Genomic DNA, 15634 nt, shown 5'->3' on the forward strand with positions numbered 1-15634 from the left:
CCCCGATCCCCGGCGTTATGTCCGTTCGCGCATGATCCGTACGGACTCATGGGCGCTTACCACTCTCCGGGGCGGTTTACGGACAGTCAACGGGCTGCGCGGCAGGGGGTGAAGACGTCCTTCTGAAGGCCCGACTTTCGGACAGCGGGCTGAGCCTGAAATAGTTCCCCACGATGTTCGACATCCCTAGACTCCCCAAGACGGGGGCTAGCTCGGGGGACAACGTAGTGGGGCATGGAGTGCCGGAACTCGTACTGGAATTGAATGGACGGACCTGGACGCTTGATCCGTCCCGGTCCTACGCCCTCGGACGCGATCCGGGGGGAGACGTGGTGATCGACGACGCCCGGGTCTCCTGGCGGCACGCCACGATCAGCTGGGGCGGCCGGAGTTGGGTCATCGAGGACCACGGCAGCACCAATGGCACGTTCGTGCAGGGCCACCGTGTGCACCACATGGAGATCGGCCCCGGCTCCGCCGTCTACCTCGGCAACGCGACCGACGGACCGCGTCTCGACCTCTCGGGAGCTGGAGCTGGAGCGGGAGCCGGTGCCGGAGCGGGCGCCATGGCCGCACCGCAGCAGGCCCACCAGGCCCCGGCTCACCAAGCGCAGCAGGCTCCGGCCCAGCACCCGCAGCCGCACGCCCCGCAGCCGCACGCCCCGCAGTCGGGCGGCCCGGGCCGGCCGGCCCCGCAGCAGCAGTCGCCCCAGCACCACGCGCCCCAGCAGCACACCCCGCAAGCCCCGCACCAGGGCTGGCAGCAACAGCCGCCGCAGCAGCCGCATGTGCCCCAGCAGCAGAGCCACGGCCAGCAGTTCGCGGCGCAGCAGCCCCCGGCCGCCGGCGGCCCCGCGGGCGCGCCCCCGGTCTACGGCGACCGCAGCCCGACGACCTTCCACCAGTTCGCCCTCGGCCATGTGATGCGTATCGGCCGTGCCCTGGAGAACGAACTGGTCGTCTCGGACCTGCAGGTCTCGCGCCACCACGCCGAGTTCCACGCGACGCCCGACGGCCGCTTCGAGATCCGTGACCTGGGCTCGCACAACGGCACCTACGTCAACGGCCAGCCGCTGCCCAAGTCCGGTACCGCGCAGATCGGCCCGAGCGACATCGTCGGCGTCGGCCACTCGACGTTCCGCCTGGTCGACGGGCGCCTCGAGGAGTTCGTCGACACCGGCGAGGTCTCCTTCTCGGCCCGCCACCTCACGGTCACCGTCGACGGCGGCAAGCAGATTCTCAAGGACGTCTCCTTCGGCGTACCGGAGAAGTCCCTGGTCGCCGTCATCGGCCCCTCAGGGTCCGGCAAGTCCACGCTGCTCAAGGCGCTCACCGGCTACCGCCCCGCCAACCAGGGCGATGTCCTCTACGACAACCGGAACCTGTACAAGCAGTTCGCCGAGCTGCGCCAGCGCATCGGTCTGGTCCCGCAGGACGACATCCTGCACAAGGAACTGACCGTCAAGAAGGCGCTCAAGTACGCCGCCAAGCTCCGCTTCCCCGCCGACACCAGCGAGCAGGAACGCGAGCAGCGCATCAACGAAGTCCTGGGTGAGCTCAAGCTCGACATCCACAAGGACAAGAAGGTCACCTCGCTCTCCGGCGGCCAGCGCAAGCGTGTCTCGGTCGCCCTCGAGCTGCTCACCAAGCCGTCGCTGATCTTCCTCGACGAGCCCACGTCGGGCCTCGACCCGGGCATGGACCGCGACGTCATGCAGCTGCTCCGCGGCCTCGCTGACGACGGCCGCACGGTCCTGGTCGTCACGCACTCCGTGGCCGAACTCGCGCTGTGCGACAAGCTCCTCGTCATGGCGCCGGGCGGTTCGGTGGCGTACTTCGGACCGCCGGAGGAAGCCCTCAACTTCTTCGGCTACAGCACCTGGGCCGATGTCTTCTCCTCCTTCGAGAACTACCGCGACTACGACTGGGCGGGCCGCTGGAAGGGCTCGCAGCACTACCAGATGTACGCCGCGGACATCGACGCCGTCGCCGCGCAGTCCGTACATATGCCGCCGCCTCAGCAGATGCGGCCGCCCAAGCCACAGGGCTGGGGCTCACAGCTGTTCACCCTGATCCGCCGCTATGTGTCGGTGATCGTCTCCGACCGTGGCTTCCTGGCCCTGATGGTGATCCTGCCCGCGGTGCTCGGTGTGGTCTCCACGCTGATCAACTCCGACGACGGGCTCAACCCCGGCCCGCGCGGCCCCAACGGCAACGCCTCCACCATCCTGCTGATCCTCGCGGTCGGCGCCTGCTTCGCCGGAGCGGCCAACTCCGTACGAGAGCTGATCAAGGAACGGGTCATCTACGAGCGCGAACGGGCCACCGGCCTGTCCCGCTCGGCCTATCTCATGTCGAAGGTGATCGTGCTCGGCGTGATCACCGTCCTGCAGGGCGCCCTCATCGGCGCCATCGGCTTCGGTGTGCGCGAGGTGCCCGACGAGGGCCTGATCCTCGGCTCGTCCGTGAAGCTGGAGCTCGCGCTGCCGATCATGGCGCTCGGCTTCACCTCGATGATGTTCGGCCTGATCATCTCCGCGCTGGTGAGGACCGCCGAGAAGACCATGCCGCTCCTGGTGATGTTCGCGATCATCCAGGTCGTCTTCACCGGCTGTCTGTTCACCCTGAACGGCCAGGTGGGCGTCAACCAGCTCTCGTTCCTGATGCCGTCCCGCTGGGCGGTGGCGGCCGCGGGCACCACGGTCGACCTGAACGTCCTCTTCCCGAACCAGGACGACCCGGGCACGACGGATCCGCTGTGGGACCACGACGCGGGCATGTGGCTGCTCGACATGGGCGTGCTCGTCGCCATCGGTGTCGCTCTCGGCTTCGTGGTCGCGCGGCTGCTGCGCCGCCACGAGCCCGAGGTCATGCGCAAGTAGGGCGGTACGCGGACTCGCGCAGCGCGGTTCGCGGCACGGACAACGCCGGAGGGCGGCACCCCGAGTGGGGTGCCGCCCTCCGGCGCTATACGTCGAGATACGTCGAGTACGGGCTCAGTAGGCGCCGTTGACGTTGTCGATCGAACCGTACTTGTCGGCGGCGTAGTTGGCCGCGGCGACGATGTTCGAGACCGGGTTGTACAGGTCGTGGGCGGTGCCGTCGACGTGGTACGCGTCGAAGGTCGGCTGGATGACCTGCAGCAGACCGATGGACGGGGTGCCGTTCTGGGCGTTGACGTCCCAGCCGTTCATGGCACGCGGGTCGCCACCGGACTCACGGATGATGTTGCGGTGCAGTCCCTCGTACGAGCCGGGGATGCCCTTGTCCTTCATGATGTCGAGGGACTGACGGATCCACCCGTCCAGGTTGTTGGCGTAGACCGGCTTGCGGGCGGCCTCACGGGCGGCGCGCTCCTTGGCCTCACGCTCCTGCTTGGCCTTCTCCTCGGCCTTCGCCTTGGCCTCTTCCTCGGCCTTCTTCTTGGCGGCGGCCTCGGCGTCCTTGGCCTTGTCGGCGGCGGCGGACTGCTGCTTGGCGACGCTGGCGTGGACGGTCTTGGCGGCGTCGGTGGACCACGCCACGGAGGCGGCGGACACCTCGGTGGAGGACGAGGCCTGCGCGGCCTGGTCAGTGCCCGGCACGAACGAGAACGCGAGAGCGGCGGCGCCGAGCGTGGCGACACCGGCGATCGAGATCTTCTGGCTCTTGGTCAGCGAACTATGACCAGGGGTGCTGTGCTTGGACATGACGAATGGACCTCTTCGAATAGCGGAGGTCGCTCTTCTGGCGATGCCGGCTCAGACAGGGACTCCGGCAAAAGCGCCGCAGTGGAAAACCACGGCGCCGAGCGACGGGAGCCATTCTTAGCGGCCGCAAAATTCCGTGGCAAAGGTGTGACGTACGATCCCGGTTAGTGGATCAGGGGGGCGCCAAATGCCGTGCGCACCGTCGTATGCCCCGCCTATAGGACCCTTAAGGGTCTCCTAGGGGCCTTCGTACGTGATGTGCGCCCTATGCGCGGGCTCACATCGAACACGTAACAGTCTCACCAACAGTTGCCAGAGCAATTCATTCCGTCACTGCCCTCGTTCGGAAGGATGAGGTGGCTGTCCCCGAACTCATGCCAGAGATAGAGACGGCGTACTGCCTCGGCATAAGCCCGGCTCACAGCGGCCTTTCCCGCAATGGCTTCGAGCATCAGCAGATGCGAGGCCTCCGGTTCGTGCAGCCCGGTAAGGAGCCCGTCCACGACGCGCACCCCGCGCTCCGGAGTCACCACCAGGTCGGTCCACCCGGCGGCGGCGCGCACCACCGCACCCGCACTCGCACCCGCACTCGCACCCGCACCCGCGCCGCCCGCACCCGTGCCGCCCGCGCCGCCCGCACCCGCGCCCTCCCCGCCGACCGCCGACTCGACGGCCCGCACCGCCGTCGTACCGACCGCGATGACCCGGCCGTCACCGGCCTTCGCCGCGTTGATCAGGCGCGCCGAGGCCGCGGGCACCGAGAACCGCTCCGGAAAGGGCGGTTCATGCGCCTCCGCCGACGCCACCCCCGTATGCAGGGTGACCGGCGCGAACTGCACACCCCGGCTCACCAGCTCCGCCACGAGCCGGGCCGTGAAGGGCCGCCCTGCGCTCGGCATCTCCGCCGAGCCCGCGCCGTCGGGCGACTCCAGGGCGAACACCGTCTGATAGGCGGACAGCGGCTGATCCCGCTCCGTATAGGGGTAGCGGATAGGCCGCCCGTGCCCCCGGAGCAGACCGGGCACGCCCCAGCGCGGCAGCCGCGACGCCCTCGCCCACCACAACCGCTCGCCGCGCTCGCTCAACGGCTCCTCCATTACGAGGTGTGCGCCGCCGGCGAGCAGGACCTCCGCCCCCGCCGGGCCCCCGGCACGCGCGCGCGTCGAGCCCGAGCCATCGGGGTCGCGCAGCTCGACCGCCCAGCGCCCGTCGTCGCCCCGGGTGGAGAAATGCACCACCACGCGTGCGTGCCCCAGCGTTCCGTCCACGGCCGACGGCAGCGTGGGCGAGGTGTTCACGATCAGGAGGTCGCCCGCCCGCAGCAGCCGCGGCAGCTCGACGAAATCGTGGTGGGTGACCGCCGTCCCGCGCGAGACAAGGAGCCGCACCCCGTCCCGGCCGCCCCCCGGCGTGCGCTGCTCGACCGGCACGTGCGCGAAGAGTTCCTCCGGCACCCGCAGCGCCTCGACCCCGCCGCTCACCCCGCCCCTCACGGTGTCGCCAGGAGACCGGGCGCCGCGTACCGCCCGCTCGCCGCACGTGCGTCGAGGAGCCGCAGGAAAGCGGGCACCACGGCCCCGGGAAGCGGCCTGCCCGTGTCGTCGTCGAGCGGCACAGCGGCCCGGTAGAGGTCGGTACGCATGTCCCCGGGGTCGACCGCCCACACCCTGAGCCCCGGCTCCTCCACCGCGAGCACCGCCGAGAGCTGGTCGAGCGCTGCCTTCGAAGCGCCGTAGCCACCCCACGTCTCATACGCCTCGACCGCCGCGTCCGAACTCAGGTTGAGCACCGCCCCCGCCTCGGCGGCCCGCAGCAGCGGCAGTGCCTCCCGCACAAGACCGAGCGCCGCCACGACATTTGTCTCCAGGGCCTGGCGCAGTCCGTCGAGCGCCAGCTCCTCCAGGCGTACGAGCGGCTCGGCGCCGAGGGCGCTCGCGTTGTTCACCAGCAGATCGAGCCCGCCGAACTCCCGCGCGGCGGCCACCAGGGCACCGCGGTGCCGGGTGTCCGTGACATCTCCCGGCAGCGCCCGCACGCGCGCGCCGTGCCCGCGCAGCTCCTCGGCCGCGTCCTCCAGCGGCCCGGCGGACCGCGCGTCGAGCACAAGGTCCCAGCCCCGTCCCGCCAGTGCGGCGCCGAGCGCGCGCCCGAACCCCTTCGAAGCCCCCGTGATGATCGCAACCGGCATGACGTCCGTCCCCTCTGTGCGTTCCTTCTGTGCGTGCTTCTGTGCGTCCCGCTGTGCGTGCTTCTGTGCGTCCCCGATCCAACGTAGGAACGCGGGGGCGCCCCGCGCCTCGTGCCCGGGACCCGCACCGCGGGGCCCTTCGCCCTAGTCCCAGCGCCCTAAGCGAGCGCCGTCCGCGGTCCGATACGCACTGTCACAGGCCGCCGGTACGGTGAGGCCATGACCGACGGCCCACGATCAGGAATCTCCGCGGTGAGCTCCGCGCTCCTCGCCATGAGCAGGCACTTGGAGGTGCGCGACGTCCTCAAGACGATCGTCGTCTCGGCCCGCGAGCTCCTGGACGCCGAGTACGCCGCGCTCGGTGTTCCCGACGACCACGGCGGCTTCGCCCAGTTCGTCGTCGACGGCGTGGGCGAGGAGCAGTGGAAGGCCATCGGCCCGCTCCCGCGCCAGCACGGCATTCTCGCCGCGATGCTGCACAAGGCCGAGCCCGAGCGCCTCGCCGACGTCCGCGAGGACCCCCGCTTCGAAGGCTGGCCGTCCGCGCACCCCGAGATGTCCGACTTCCTCGGACTGCCCATCCGTGACGGCGAGGAGACGCTCGGCGCCCTGTTCCTCGCCAACAAGAAGTGCCCCAAGCCGGAAGGCGGTTGCGGCTTCACCGAGGACGACGAGGATCTGCTCGGCATCCTCGCCCAGCACGCCGCCATCGCCCTCACGAACGCCCGTCTGTACGAGCGCAGCCGGGAGCTCACCATCGCCGAGGAGCGCTCCCGGCTCGCCCATGAACTGCACGACGCCGTCAGCCAGAAGCTGTTCTCGCTGCGCCTGACCGCACAGGCCGCCGCCGCCCTGGTGGACCGCGACCCGGGCCGGGCCAAGGGCGAGCTCCAGCAGGTCGCCGCGCTCGCCGCGGAGGCGGCCGACGAACTGCGCGCCGCCGTCGTCGAGTTGAGGCCTGCCGCCCTGGACGACGACGGCCTGGTGGCGACCCTGCGCAATCAGATCCAGGTCCTCGACCGGGCACACACCGCGCAGGTCACCTTCGAGAGCGGCGGGGTGCGTGCCCTGCCGTCGGCCCAGGAAGAGGCGATGCTGCGCGTGGCCCAGGAGGCCCTGCACAACGCCCTGCGCCACTCCGGCGCCGCCCACGTCCGCGTCGTACTGCAAAAGCGGGGCCAGGGCGCGGTGCTGCACATCAGCGACGACGGCGGCGGCTTCGACCCCACGGCGATAAGGCGCGCGGGACGCCACCTCGGCCTGGTCTCGATGAGGCACAGGGCGAGCGGGGTCGGCGGCCGGCTCGCCGTCGAATCGGAGCCCGGCAAGGGCACCACGATCGAGATGGAGGTCCCCGGTGGCTGACAAGACAATCCGGGTGCTGCTGGTGGACGACCACCAGGTGGTGCGCCGCGGCCTGCGCACCTTCCTGGAGGTCCAGGAGGACATCGAGGTCGTCGGCGAGGCGTCCGACGGCGCCGAGGGCGTCGCCCGCACCGAGGAACTGCGGCCCGACGTCGTCCTGATGGACGTCAAGATGCCCGGCATGGACGGCGTAGAGGCGCTGCGCAAACTGCGTGAACTGGACAACCCCGCCAAGGTGTTGATCGTCACCAGCTTCACCGAGCAGCGCACCGTCGTCCCCGCCCTGCGCGCCGGCGCCTCCGGCTATGTCTACAAGGACGTCGACCCCGAGGCCCTCGCCGGCGCCATCCGCTCCGTGCACGCCGGCCATGTCCTGCTCCAGCCCGAGGTCGCGGGCGCCCTCCTCTCCCAGGAGGAGGGCAACGGCGCGCAGGGCAGGGGCGGTTCGCTCACCGAGCGGGAGCGCGAGGTGCTCGGCCTGATCGCCGACGGCCGTTCCAACCGCGAGATCGCCCGCGCCCTGGTCCTGTCCGAGAAGACCGTCAAGACACATGTGTCGAACATCCTGATGAAGCTGGACCTGGCCGACCGCACACAGGCGGCGCTTTGGGCGGTACGTCATGGAGTGACCGGCTGACCCGGACGGCGAACCCACGACTCCTCCCTGGGGGAACCCGGCGAAACGGACGCGGCTCCACGACCGGAGCGTCGTGTTCCGGACCGAGATTCATACCGTCGTGTAGATGTCGCCCGTACGGCGCATCCTGCGCGGGCCCCGGCCGTTCTCCAGTGCGTGCTGCGGCGGCTGGCCGCAGCTTCCGCAAGGAGGGTCTAGAAGTGAAGAACCTGAAGAAGGCCGCGGCCGTCACGATGGTGGCCGGTGGCCTCGTCGCCGCCAGTGCCGGTATTGCCTCCGCCCACGGTGCGGACGCCCACGGCAAGGCCGTGAAGTCCCCCGGCGTCGGCTCGGGCAACCTGGTCCAGGCCCCGGGCCACGTCCCGGTGAACGCGGTCGGCAACACCGCCACCGTCATCGGCGGCCTCAACCCGACCTTCGCGAACGACGGCTTCAACGGCTGACGAACGCCCCAGGTCGAGCAGTGACCACCGGCCCTCCAGGGATGCCCTGGGGGGCCGGTCGCGTCCGTGCGGACGGCCCGCCCCCGGCGCTCAAGTTCCGCAGATCGTCGGCCTATTGATCCGAATGGGGGCATCGTCCGTGCAGCCCGTGTCATCCGGACGGCCCAGGCGTTTTCCAGCGTGCGACCCCGCGGCTGGGGTCGCGACGACAGTAACTTCCGGGAAAATCCCGGACCTTGCAGGAGGAACACCTCACATGAAGATTGCCAAGAAGGCCGCCCTGGTCCTCGTCACCGCTGGTCTCGCCGCCGGCGCCGGCGCCGGCGCCGCGTTCGCCGACGCCGACGCCAACGGCCACGCGACCAAGTCGCCGGGCGTCGGCTCTGGCAACCACGTCCAGGCCCCGGCGAACGTTCCGGTCAACGCCACGGGCAACAGCGCCAACGTCATCGGTGTCCTCAACCCCACCTTCGACAACGAGTCGTCGAACGGCTGAAGCGCCTAGCAGGACCCGGGCCCCGCGAACCCCTGTCGGTTCGCGGGGCTTTCTGCGCGCCGGGCCCGCGGGCGGCCGTCGATCCGCCAGCCGCAGGCCGCGCCCGTGCGGTACGTACGCCCGCCTCGCGAGATCAGCGCACCCCGCGCTCCCGCTCCTCCACGAAGGCGTTGTACGCCGCCACCTGCGCCCGCCGCGCGGTGCGCTCCACCGGCCTGAGGGCCTCGGCCCGTGCCGCCATCTCCGAGGCGCTGACGGCGCCGCCATGGCCGTTCTCGTACGCCACCGAAATCAGCAGTCCCACGCGCTGCGCCAGATCCAACACCCGTACCGCACGCGGCGGATACCCGGGAGCGAGCACCTCGCGGCCGCGCTCGGCCCGCGCCCGGTAGGCGTCGACGGCCGCCTCGGCCACCGGACCCGACCCCGCCACGTCGAGGCGCGACAGAATCTCCGTCGCCTCCCGCAGGGCCTCGGCCAACTCCCGCTCGGCCTCACCGAGCGAGGGCACATCGGCGGGCGGCGCCTCGCGTACGGGCAGGCAGTGCCAGACCACCTCCACGTGTACGTCGCCCTCGGGACCCGCCTCGTAGACTTCGGGGATGAGCCCGAGCCCGGCGCCCTGGCAGACCACCGCCTCCTCGGCCTCCAGCGCCCGCGCGTTGAACTCCGGCGGCCCGCTGAGCCCGAGCGGATGCCCCGGCGCGGGCAGCGCCACCCGCAGTCCCGTCACACCGAGCGCCCGCAACCGCCCCAGGGCGAGCGTGAGTCCGACCGGCGCGGATTCACCCGGCAGACCTTCGAGCCGGTGCACGGCGTCCTCGCCGACGATGGCGAGCACAGCGTCATCCGGCGAGACAAGTCCCGCAATAAGGGCATTTCCCCAAGAGGCCAGCAGGCCCGAGCGTGGTTCCGTGAGCATGGACACCAGCCTAAGGACCGTACTGGCGACGGGAGCGGTCGGTCAGTGGCGTAGGTTTTCCTCGGGGGCTGCGTCCACAGGCGCAAGCGAGACGAGACTGCAATGGGAGACAACGCGCTCATGAGCGATGTTCTGGAGCTGGTGGACGTATCCGTGGTCCGCGAGGGCCGGGCCCTGCTGGACCAGGTCTCCTGGTCGGTCAAGGAAGGCGAGCGCTGGGTCATCCTCGGACCCAACGGCGCGGGCAAGACGACGCTGCTGAACGTCGCCTCCAGCTACCTCTTCCCGAGCCAGGGCACCGCGACGATCCTCGGCGAGACCCTCGGCAAGCCGGGCGTCGACGTCTTCGAGCTGCGTCCGCGGATCGGCGTGGCGGGCATCGCCCTCGCCGACAAGCTGCCCAAGCGCCAGACGGTCCTGCAGACGGTGCTCACCGCGGCGTACGGCATGACCGCCACCTGGCACGAGGACTACGAAGAAGTCGACGAGCGGCGCGCCCGCGCCTTCCTCGACCGTCTCGGCATGACCGACTACCTGGACCGCAGGTTCGGCACCCTCTCCGAGGGCGAGCGCAAGCGCACCATGATCGCCCGCGCCCTGATGACCGACCCCGAACTGCTGCTCCTCGACGAGCCCGCCGCGGGCCTCGACCTCGGCGGCCGCGAAGACCTCGTACGCCGTCTCGGCCGCCTCGCCCGGGACCCGATCGCCCCCTCGATGCTGATGGTCACCCACCACGTCGAGGAGATCGCCCCCGGATTCACCCACGTCATGATGATCCGCCAGGGCAAGGTGCTCGCCGCGGGCCCGATCGAGCTGGAGCTCACCTCCCGCAATCTCTCCCTCTGCTTCGGCCTTCCACTGGTCGTCGAGCAGCAGGGCGAGCGCTGGACCGCCCAGGGCCTGCCGCTGAGTTGAGCGCGCCGAGCCGAGCGCACCGTCCTGGACGGCGCCCTGTCCCGGAGGCGACCTCCCCGCCTACCATGACCATGTGGACATCGACGCATGGGTGTGGTGGCTGATCGGGGCGGTCGCCCTTGGCATTCCGCTGGTCCTTACGGCCATGCCGGAATTCGGGATGCTCGCGGCGGGCGCCGTCGCGGGTGCCGTGACCGCGGGCCTGGGCGGCGATGTCGTTCTCCAAGTCGTGGTGTTCGCCGCGGTCTCGGTCGCGCTCATCGTGGTGGTACGCCCCATCGCCGCGCGGCACCGCGCCTCACAGCCCGAACTCGCCTCCGGCGTCGACGCGTTGAAGGGCAAGCAGGCCGAGGTCCTGGAGCGTGTCGACGGGCGCCGCGGCCGTATCAAGCTGGCGGGCGAGGTCTGGTCCGCCCGCACCCTCGATGCCTCACAGTCCTTCGAAGTGGGCCAGCAGGTCGATGTCGTGGAGATCGACGGCGCGACAGCGATCGTGATGTGACGGAACCCCCCACGAGCGCGCCAGCGGTCTGACAGACTCGACCATCAAGATCTTTCCGGTAGCACGAAGGCACGAAGGGCACGGGGAACACCGATGGAACCGATCATCATCGTCCTCATCATCCTGGTGGTGCTCGTCTTCATCGCCCTGATCAAGACGATCCAGGTCATTCCGCAGGCCAGCGCCGCCATCGTGGAGCGCTTCGGACGCTATACGCGCACACTGAACGCGGGCCTGAACATCGTCGTCCCCTTCATCGACTCGATCCGCAACCGGATCGACCTCCGTGAACAGGTCGTGCCGTTCCCGCCCCAGCCGGTGATCACCCAGGACAACCTGGTGGTCAATATCGACACGGTCATCTACTACCAGGTGACCGACGCCCGCGCGGCGACGTACGAAGTCGCCAGCTACATCCAGGCCATCGAGCAGCTCACCGTCACCACGCTCCGCAACATCATCGGTGGCATGGACCTGGAGCGGACCCTGACCTCGCGCGAGGAGATCAACGCCGCCCTGCGCGGAGTCCTCGACGAGGCCACCGGCAAGTGGGGCATCCGCGTCAACCGCGTCGAGCTCAAGGCGATCGAGCCGCCCACCTCCATCCAGGACTCGATGGAGAAGCAGATGCGCGCCGACCGTGACAAGCGCGCCGCGATCCTCACCGCCGAAGGTATCCGCCAGTCCGCCATCCTCACCGCCGAAGGTGAGAAGCAGTCCGCGATCCTCAAGGCCGAAGGTGAGGCCAAGGCCGCGGCGCTGCGCGCGGAGGGCGAGGCCCAGGCGATCCGCACGGTCTTCGAGTCCATCCACGCCGGCGACGCGGACCAGAAGCTGCTCGCCTACCAGTACCTCCAGATGCTCCCGAAGATCGCCGAGGGCGACGCCAACAAGCTCTGGATCGTGCCCAGCGAGATCGGCGATGCCCTCAAGGGCCTCTCCGGTGCGATGGGCAACTTCGGCCCGATGGGCGGCGGGCCGAGCGTGCCCTCGCCCACCGGCAAGGGCACCGAGCGCCGCGAACAGCCGCCGCTGGACTGAGAGTTCAGTCCCGCGTATGTGAAGGGGCCCGCCCCCCGGACCGGGAGGCGGGCCCCTTCACGTGGATACCGGTTCTCGTAGACACCGGTTCATGTAGCTGCCGACGGCGGCCCTCACGGCCGACCCGCGGGAAGGCTAAGCGGCAGCGGGCTGAGGAAGCTGGGGCAGCCACTCCGGCAGCCCGTCACGCCCCTCGGCACTCAGCGCGAGCAGCATCGCATCGGTCGGCGTCGGCACGTACGGCTGGAACAGCAGCGGCATCCCCGCCTGCTCCGGCGTACGGTCGGCCTTCCTGTGGTTGTCCGTCGAGCACGAGGCCACCGTGTTCAGCCAGGTGTCACCGCCGCCCTGCGACCGCGGCACCACATGGTCCACGGTCGTCGCCCGCCGCCCGCAGTAGGCGCACTTGTGCCTGTCCCGTACCAGCACGCCCCGCCGCGACCACGGCGCCTGTCTTCGGAACGGCACCCGGACGAATCTGAGCAGCCTGATCACCCGGGGCACCGGAAGATCGATCGCGGCACCGCGCATACGCAGATCGGGGTGGGCCTGCTCGACGACGGCCTTGTCCTGAAGCACCAGTACGACGGCACGGTTCAGCGACACCGTCGACAGCGGCTCGAAGCTCGCGTTCAGTACCAGCGTGTCCCGCATTTCGCCCACCCTCCCGTGTGCACCTGCCCACCCCACGGCGGACTGGGATCAACTCTGGCCGGGCACGCCGTATTGGACAACGCAATAAAAAATGCCCGCTCCTGATCACTTCCATGACCAGGAGCGGGCAAACAGCCGGTGAACGATCGGCCTGCGATCGGTACAGGACCGCCCGGGATCAGCCTTCGTCCGGGGCGGTGTACTCACCGATCAGCTGCGCGCGCGCCAGCGTGTGGAACCGCAGGTTGAAGCCGACCGCCGCGGGGGAGGTGTCCGCGTCGGGCCCCAGCTTCTCCTGGTCCACGGCGTACACGGTGAACACATAGCGGTGCGGGCCGTCGCCGGGCGGGGGAGCGGCGCCCCCGAACTCCTTGCTGCCGTAGTCGTTCCGTGCGTGCACGGCGCCCTCGGGAAGCCCTTCGAACTTGCCGCTGCCGGCGCCCGCGGGCAGCTCGGTGACGGAGGCCGGAATGTCGAAGAGCACCCAGTGCCAGAACCCGCTGCCGGTGGGCGCGTCGGGGTCGAAGCACGTCACGGCGAAGCTCCCGGTCCCCTCGGGGAACCCCTCCCACCGCAGCTGCGGCGACACGTTGCCACCGGAGAGCACCTGCGCGTCCCCCAGCACCTCACCCGGCGCCACGTCATCGCTCAGCACGGTGAACGACGGCACCTGCGGCAGGAAGTCATGGGGAAGAGGCGGCCTCTTGTCAGTCACGTCAAACCTCCAGTCCAGCGGTCGAGCCTGTCCGGCACGAGCCTAGGCCCAGTTGCGCTTGCTCCCGACCTGGGACAGCCACTGGTTCAGGAACGCGGCCCAGTCGGTGGTCTGGAAGTCGTTGAGCCCCACCTTGAAGGCCTTGTACGAGTCGCTGCCCGAGCTGAACAGACCGGGCTTCTTGTCCATCTCCAGGACGACGTCCATCTCGCGGTCGTCCGCGACGAAGCTCAACTCGACCTGGTTGATGCCGCGGTACTGCTGCGGCGGGAAGAACTCGATCTCCTGGTAGAACGGCAGCTTCTGCCGGGTACCGCGGATGTGCCCGCGCTCCATGTCCGCGCTCTTGAACCGGAAGCCCAGGTGGATGAAGGCGTCCAGGATGGCCTGCTGAGCGGGGAGCGGATGCACATTGATCGGGTCGAGGTCACCCGAGTCCACGGCCCGGGCGATCTCGAGCTCGGTCGTCACCCCGATGTTCATGCCGCGCAGCGAGGTCCCGTCGATCATCGTGACGGGCGTCTCCCACGGAATCTCAAGGCCGAAGGGCACGGCGTACACCTGCTTCGCCTGCAGCTGGAAGGCCCCGCCCAGGCGCTGCTTGGTGAACTCGATGTCCTGCTTGACCTCTTGATCGTTGCCCTCGACCTCGACGCGGGCCTGCAGCCCGACGGACAGAGCCTCGATCTCCTGGTCCACGGATCCGCCCTCGATCCGCACCTCGCCCTGTACGACCCCACCCGGTACGACGTTGACCTCGTTGAGCACCGTCTCCACCGAAGCACCGCCGGCCCCCAGGCTCGCAAGCAGCTTCTTGAACGCCATGACTCTCTCCCCGGACTCTGATCCCTGCGGACTGAAGAACTCTGTTCTCCACGATCATCACTACAAACGCGAAGCGGCACTGGCCGGTTCCGTGCGCCTCACCCTGGCAAGCGGGGCGCACCCTGGCCACCCGCGCACCGACATCCGTTGCACTACGCTCGTACGGCATGATCGCGGCCCCTGACCGTACGCCCCTGCCCCGGGCCTTCTTCGACCGCCCTGTCCTCGAAGTGGCCCCCGACCTGCTCGGCCGCACGCTCGTGCGTGCCACCCCCGACGGGCCGATCGAGCTCCGCCTCACGGAGGTCGAGGCCTATGACGGTCAGAACGACCCCGGATCACACGCCTATAGAGGCCGCACCGCCCGCAACAGCGTGATGTTCGGCCCGCCCGGCCATGTGTACGTCTACTTCACCTACGGCATGTGGCACTGCATGAACCTGGTCTGCGCACAGGAGGGCACGGCGAGCGCCGTCCTGCTTCGCGCGGGGGAGATCACCGAGGGCGCCGAGCTCACACGGGTACGACGACAATCGGCCCGTAACGACAAGGAACTGGCCAAAGGGCCGGCCCGCCTGGCCACCGCCCTCGACATCGACCGTTCCCTGGACGGCACCGACATCTGCACCGGCTCCGCGTCCCCACTGTCCATCCTCGCGGGCACCCCGACCCCGCGCGACCAGGTACGCAACGGCCCCCGGACCGGTGTCTCCGGTGAGGGCGGCGTCCACCCCTGGCGCTTCTGGATCCCCAACGACCCGACGGTGAGCCCTTATCGGGCCCATACGCCCCGACGCAGGACGACTTGACGCGTCCCTGGGGGATCCGTAATGTAGCCCGAGCCGCTTGACCCGGGTACTGCCTTCGACAGCAGCCGGAAGCGGCCAAACCACTCACTACGACTTCCCTCCAAACGGGGTCGATTTCGGCATGCCGGAATTCGAACTCGCGGAGCTCGATTATGAGTTGCCGAGGGAATCGGTTAACGTAGTGGAACGCCGCAAGGGAGCCGAAAGGCAATTGGCTCTCCAACGGCCACAGATTCGAAATTCCGAATCGCTTCCGCAGGGAAACGGAACGGGAAAAGGATCTGGTAGAGTTGGAAACGCAAGACCGAAGGGAAGCGCCCGGAGGAAAGCCCGAGAGGGTGAGTACAAAGGAAGCGTCCGTTCCTTGAGAACTCAACAGCGTGCCAAAAGTCAACGCCAGATATGTTGATACCCCGTCTCCGGCCATCAT

General features: G+C 69.5%; 16 protein-coding genes. 9 read left to right on the top strand and 7 right to left on the bottom strand.

The features are described from left to right. Positions 1 to 239 precede the first annotated feature (239 nt). Entirely contained in the window at positions 240 to 2882 is a 2643-nt protein-coding gene (locus ACFQVC_RS21195; protein ID WP_381832317.1) for an ABC transporter ATP-binding protein/permease, read from the top strand. 114 nt (positions 2883 to 2996) lie between these two features. Here ACFQVC_RS21195 and ACFQVC_RS21200 read toward each other — a convergent pair whose 3' ends face one another. From ACFQVC_RS21200 to ACFQVC_RS21210, 3 genes are all read right to left on the bottom strand, one after another. Then, positions 2997 to 3689: a transglycosylase SLT domain-containing protein gene (locus ACFQVC_RS21200; RefSeq protein WP_381832320.1), complete on the bottom strand. Its 693-nt coding sequence runs from the start codon at positions 3687 to 3689 to the stop codon at positions 2997 to 2999. Positions 3690 to 3988: 299 nt separating this feature from the next. Beyond that, positions 3989 to 5170, bottom strand: coding sequence for an S-adenosylmethionine:tRNA ribosyltransferase-isomerase (locus tag ACFQVC_RS21205; RefSeq protein ID WP_381832322.1), 1182 nt, complete (start codon positions 5168 to 5170; stop codon positions 3989 to 3991). An 8-nt stretch (positions 5171 to 5178) separates the two neighbouring features. Continuing rightward, positions 5179 to 5877 (bottom strand): SDR family NAD(P)-dependent oxidoreductase, encoded by a 699-nt coding sequence (locus ACFQVC_RS21210; protein WP_381832325.1) that lies wholly within the window; start codon positions 5875 to 5877, stop codon positions 5179 to 5181. 219 nt (positions 5878 to 6096) lie between these two features. On the opposite strand from ACFQVC_RS21210, the gene ACFQVC_RS21215 reads away from it, so the two are divergent. The 4 genes from ACFQVC_RS21215 to ACFQVC_RS21230 all read left to right on the top strand — a co-directional run bounded on the left by ACFQVC_RS21215 (position 6097) and on the right by ACFQVC_RS21230 (position 8818). Further along, positions 6097 to 7242 carry a GAF domain-containing sensor histidine kinase gene (locus ACFQVC_RS21215; protein ID WP_381832327.1) on the top strand — a complete coding sequence of 382 codons (1146 nt, stop codon included), beginning with the start codon at positions 6097 to 6099 and terminating at the stop codon, positions 7240 to 7242. Continuing rightward, on the top strand, positions 7235 to 7879 hold the full coding sequence (locus ACFQVC_RS21220; RefSeq protein WP_381832330.1) for a response regulator: 645 nt from the start codon (positions 7235 to 7237) through the stop codon (positions 7877 to 7879). Before ACFQVC_RS21215 ends, ACFQVC_RS21220 begins: the two co-directional genes overlap by 8 nt. Before the next feature lie 200 nt (positions 7880 to 8079). After that, entirely contained in the window at positions 8080 to 8322 is a 243-nt protein-coding gene (locus ACFQVC_RS21225; protein ID WP_381832333.1) for a chaplin, read from the top strand. A 256-nt stretch (positions 8323 to 8578) separates the two neighbouring features. Continuing rightward, positions 8579 to 8818, top strand: a complete 240-nt coding sequence (locus ACFQVC_RS21230; RefSeq protein WP_381832336.1) for a chaplin — start codon at positions 8579 to 8581, stop codon at positions 8816 to 8818. Between the two features lie 133 nt (positions 8819 to 8951). Here ACFQVC_RS21230 and ACFQVC_RS21235 read toward each other — a convergent pair whose 3' ends face one another. After that, a complete protein-coding gene (locus tag ACFQVC_RS21235) occupies positions 8952 to 9740 on the bottom strand; it encodes a hypothetical protein (protein WP_381832339.1) in 789 nt (262 codons plus the stop codon). A gap of 120 nt (positions 9741 to 9860) precedes the next feature. Here ACFQVC_RS21235 and ACFQVC_RS21240 point away from each other — a divergent pair, with 120 nt between their 5' ends. The 3 genes from ACFQVC_RS21240 (at position 9861) to ACFQVC_RS21250 (ending at position 12201) form a co-directional block, all read left to right on the top strand. Then, entirely contained in the window at positions 9861 to 10658 is a 798-nt protein-coding gene (locus ACFQVC_RS21240; protein ID WP_381832341.1) for an ABC transporter ATP-binding protein, read from the top strand. A 73-nt stretch (positions 10659 to 10731) separates the two neighbouring features. Then, positions 10732 to 11160 carry an NfeD family protein gene (locus ACFQVC_RS21245; RefSeq protein ID WP_381832344.1) on the top strand — a complete coding sequence of 143 codons (429 nt, stop codon included), beginning with the start codon at positions 10732 to 10734 and terminating at the stop codon, positions 11158 to 11160. A 93-nt stretch (positions 11161 to 11253) separates the two neighbouring features. Beyond that, positions 11254 to 12201, top strand: coding sequence for an SPFH domain-containing protein (locus ACFQVC_RS21250; protein WP_381832347.1), 948 nt, complete (start codon positions 11254 to 11256; stop codon positions 12199 to 12201). 135 nt (positions 12202 to 12336) lie between these two features. Here ACFQVC_RS21250 and ACFQVC_RS21255 read toward each other — a convergent pair whose 3' ends face one another. The 3 genes from ACFQVC_RS21255 to ACFQVC_RS21265 all read right to left on the bottom strand — a co-directional run bounded on the left by ACFQVC_RS21255 (position 12337) and on the right by ACFQVC_RS21265 (position 14395). Further along, positions 12337 to 12855 carry an HNH endonuclease gene (locus ACFQVC_RS21255; protein WP_381832349.1) on the bottom strand — a complete coding sequence of 173 codons (519 nt, stop codon included), beginning with the start codon at positions 12853 to 12855 and terminating at the stop codon, positions 12337 to 12339. Between the two features lie 178 nt (positions 12856 to 13033). Then, positions 13034 to 13570 carry a YbhB/YbcL family Raf kinase inhibitor-like protein gene (locus ACFQVC_RS21260; protein ID WP_381832352.1) on the bottom strand — a complete coding sequence of 179 codons (537 nt, stop codon included), beginning with the start codon at positions 13568 to 13570 and terminating at the stop codon, positions 13034 to 13036. Positions 13571 to 13612: 42 nt separating this feature from the next. Next, positions 13613 to 14395, bottom strand: coding sequence for a sporulation protein (locus ACFQVC_RS21265; RefSeq protein ID WP_381832355.1), 783 nt, complete (start codon positions 14393 to 14395; stop codon positions 13613 to 13615). 167 nt (positions 14396 to 14562) lie between these two features. Between ACFQVC_RS21265 and ACFQVC_RS21270 the strand changes: the two genes are divergently transcribed. Then, on the top strand, positions 14563 to 15204 hold the full coding sequence (locus ACFQVC_RS21270; RefSeq protein WP_381832357.1) for a DNA-3-methyladenine glycosylase: 642 nt from the start codon (positions 14563 to 14565) through the stop codon (positions 15202 to 15204). The last annotated feature ends 430 nt before the right edge of the window (positions 15205 to 15634 follow it).

Source organism: Streptomyces monticola (assembly GCF_042665355.1).
GTDB lineage: Bacteria > Actinomycetota > Actinomycetes > Streptomycetales > Streptomycetaceae > Streptomyces > Streptomyces monticola.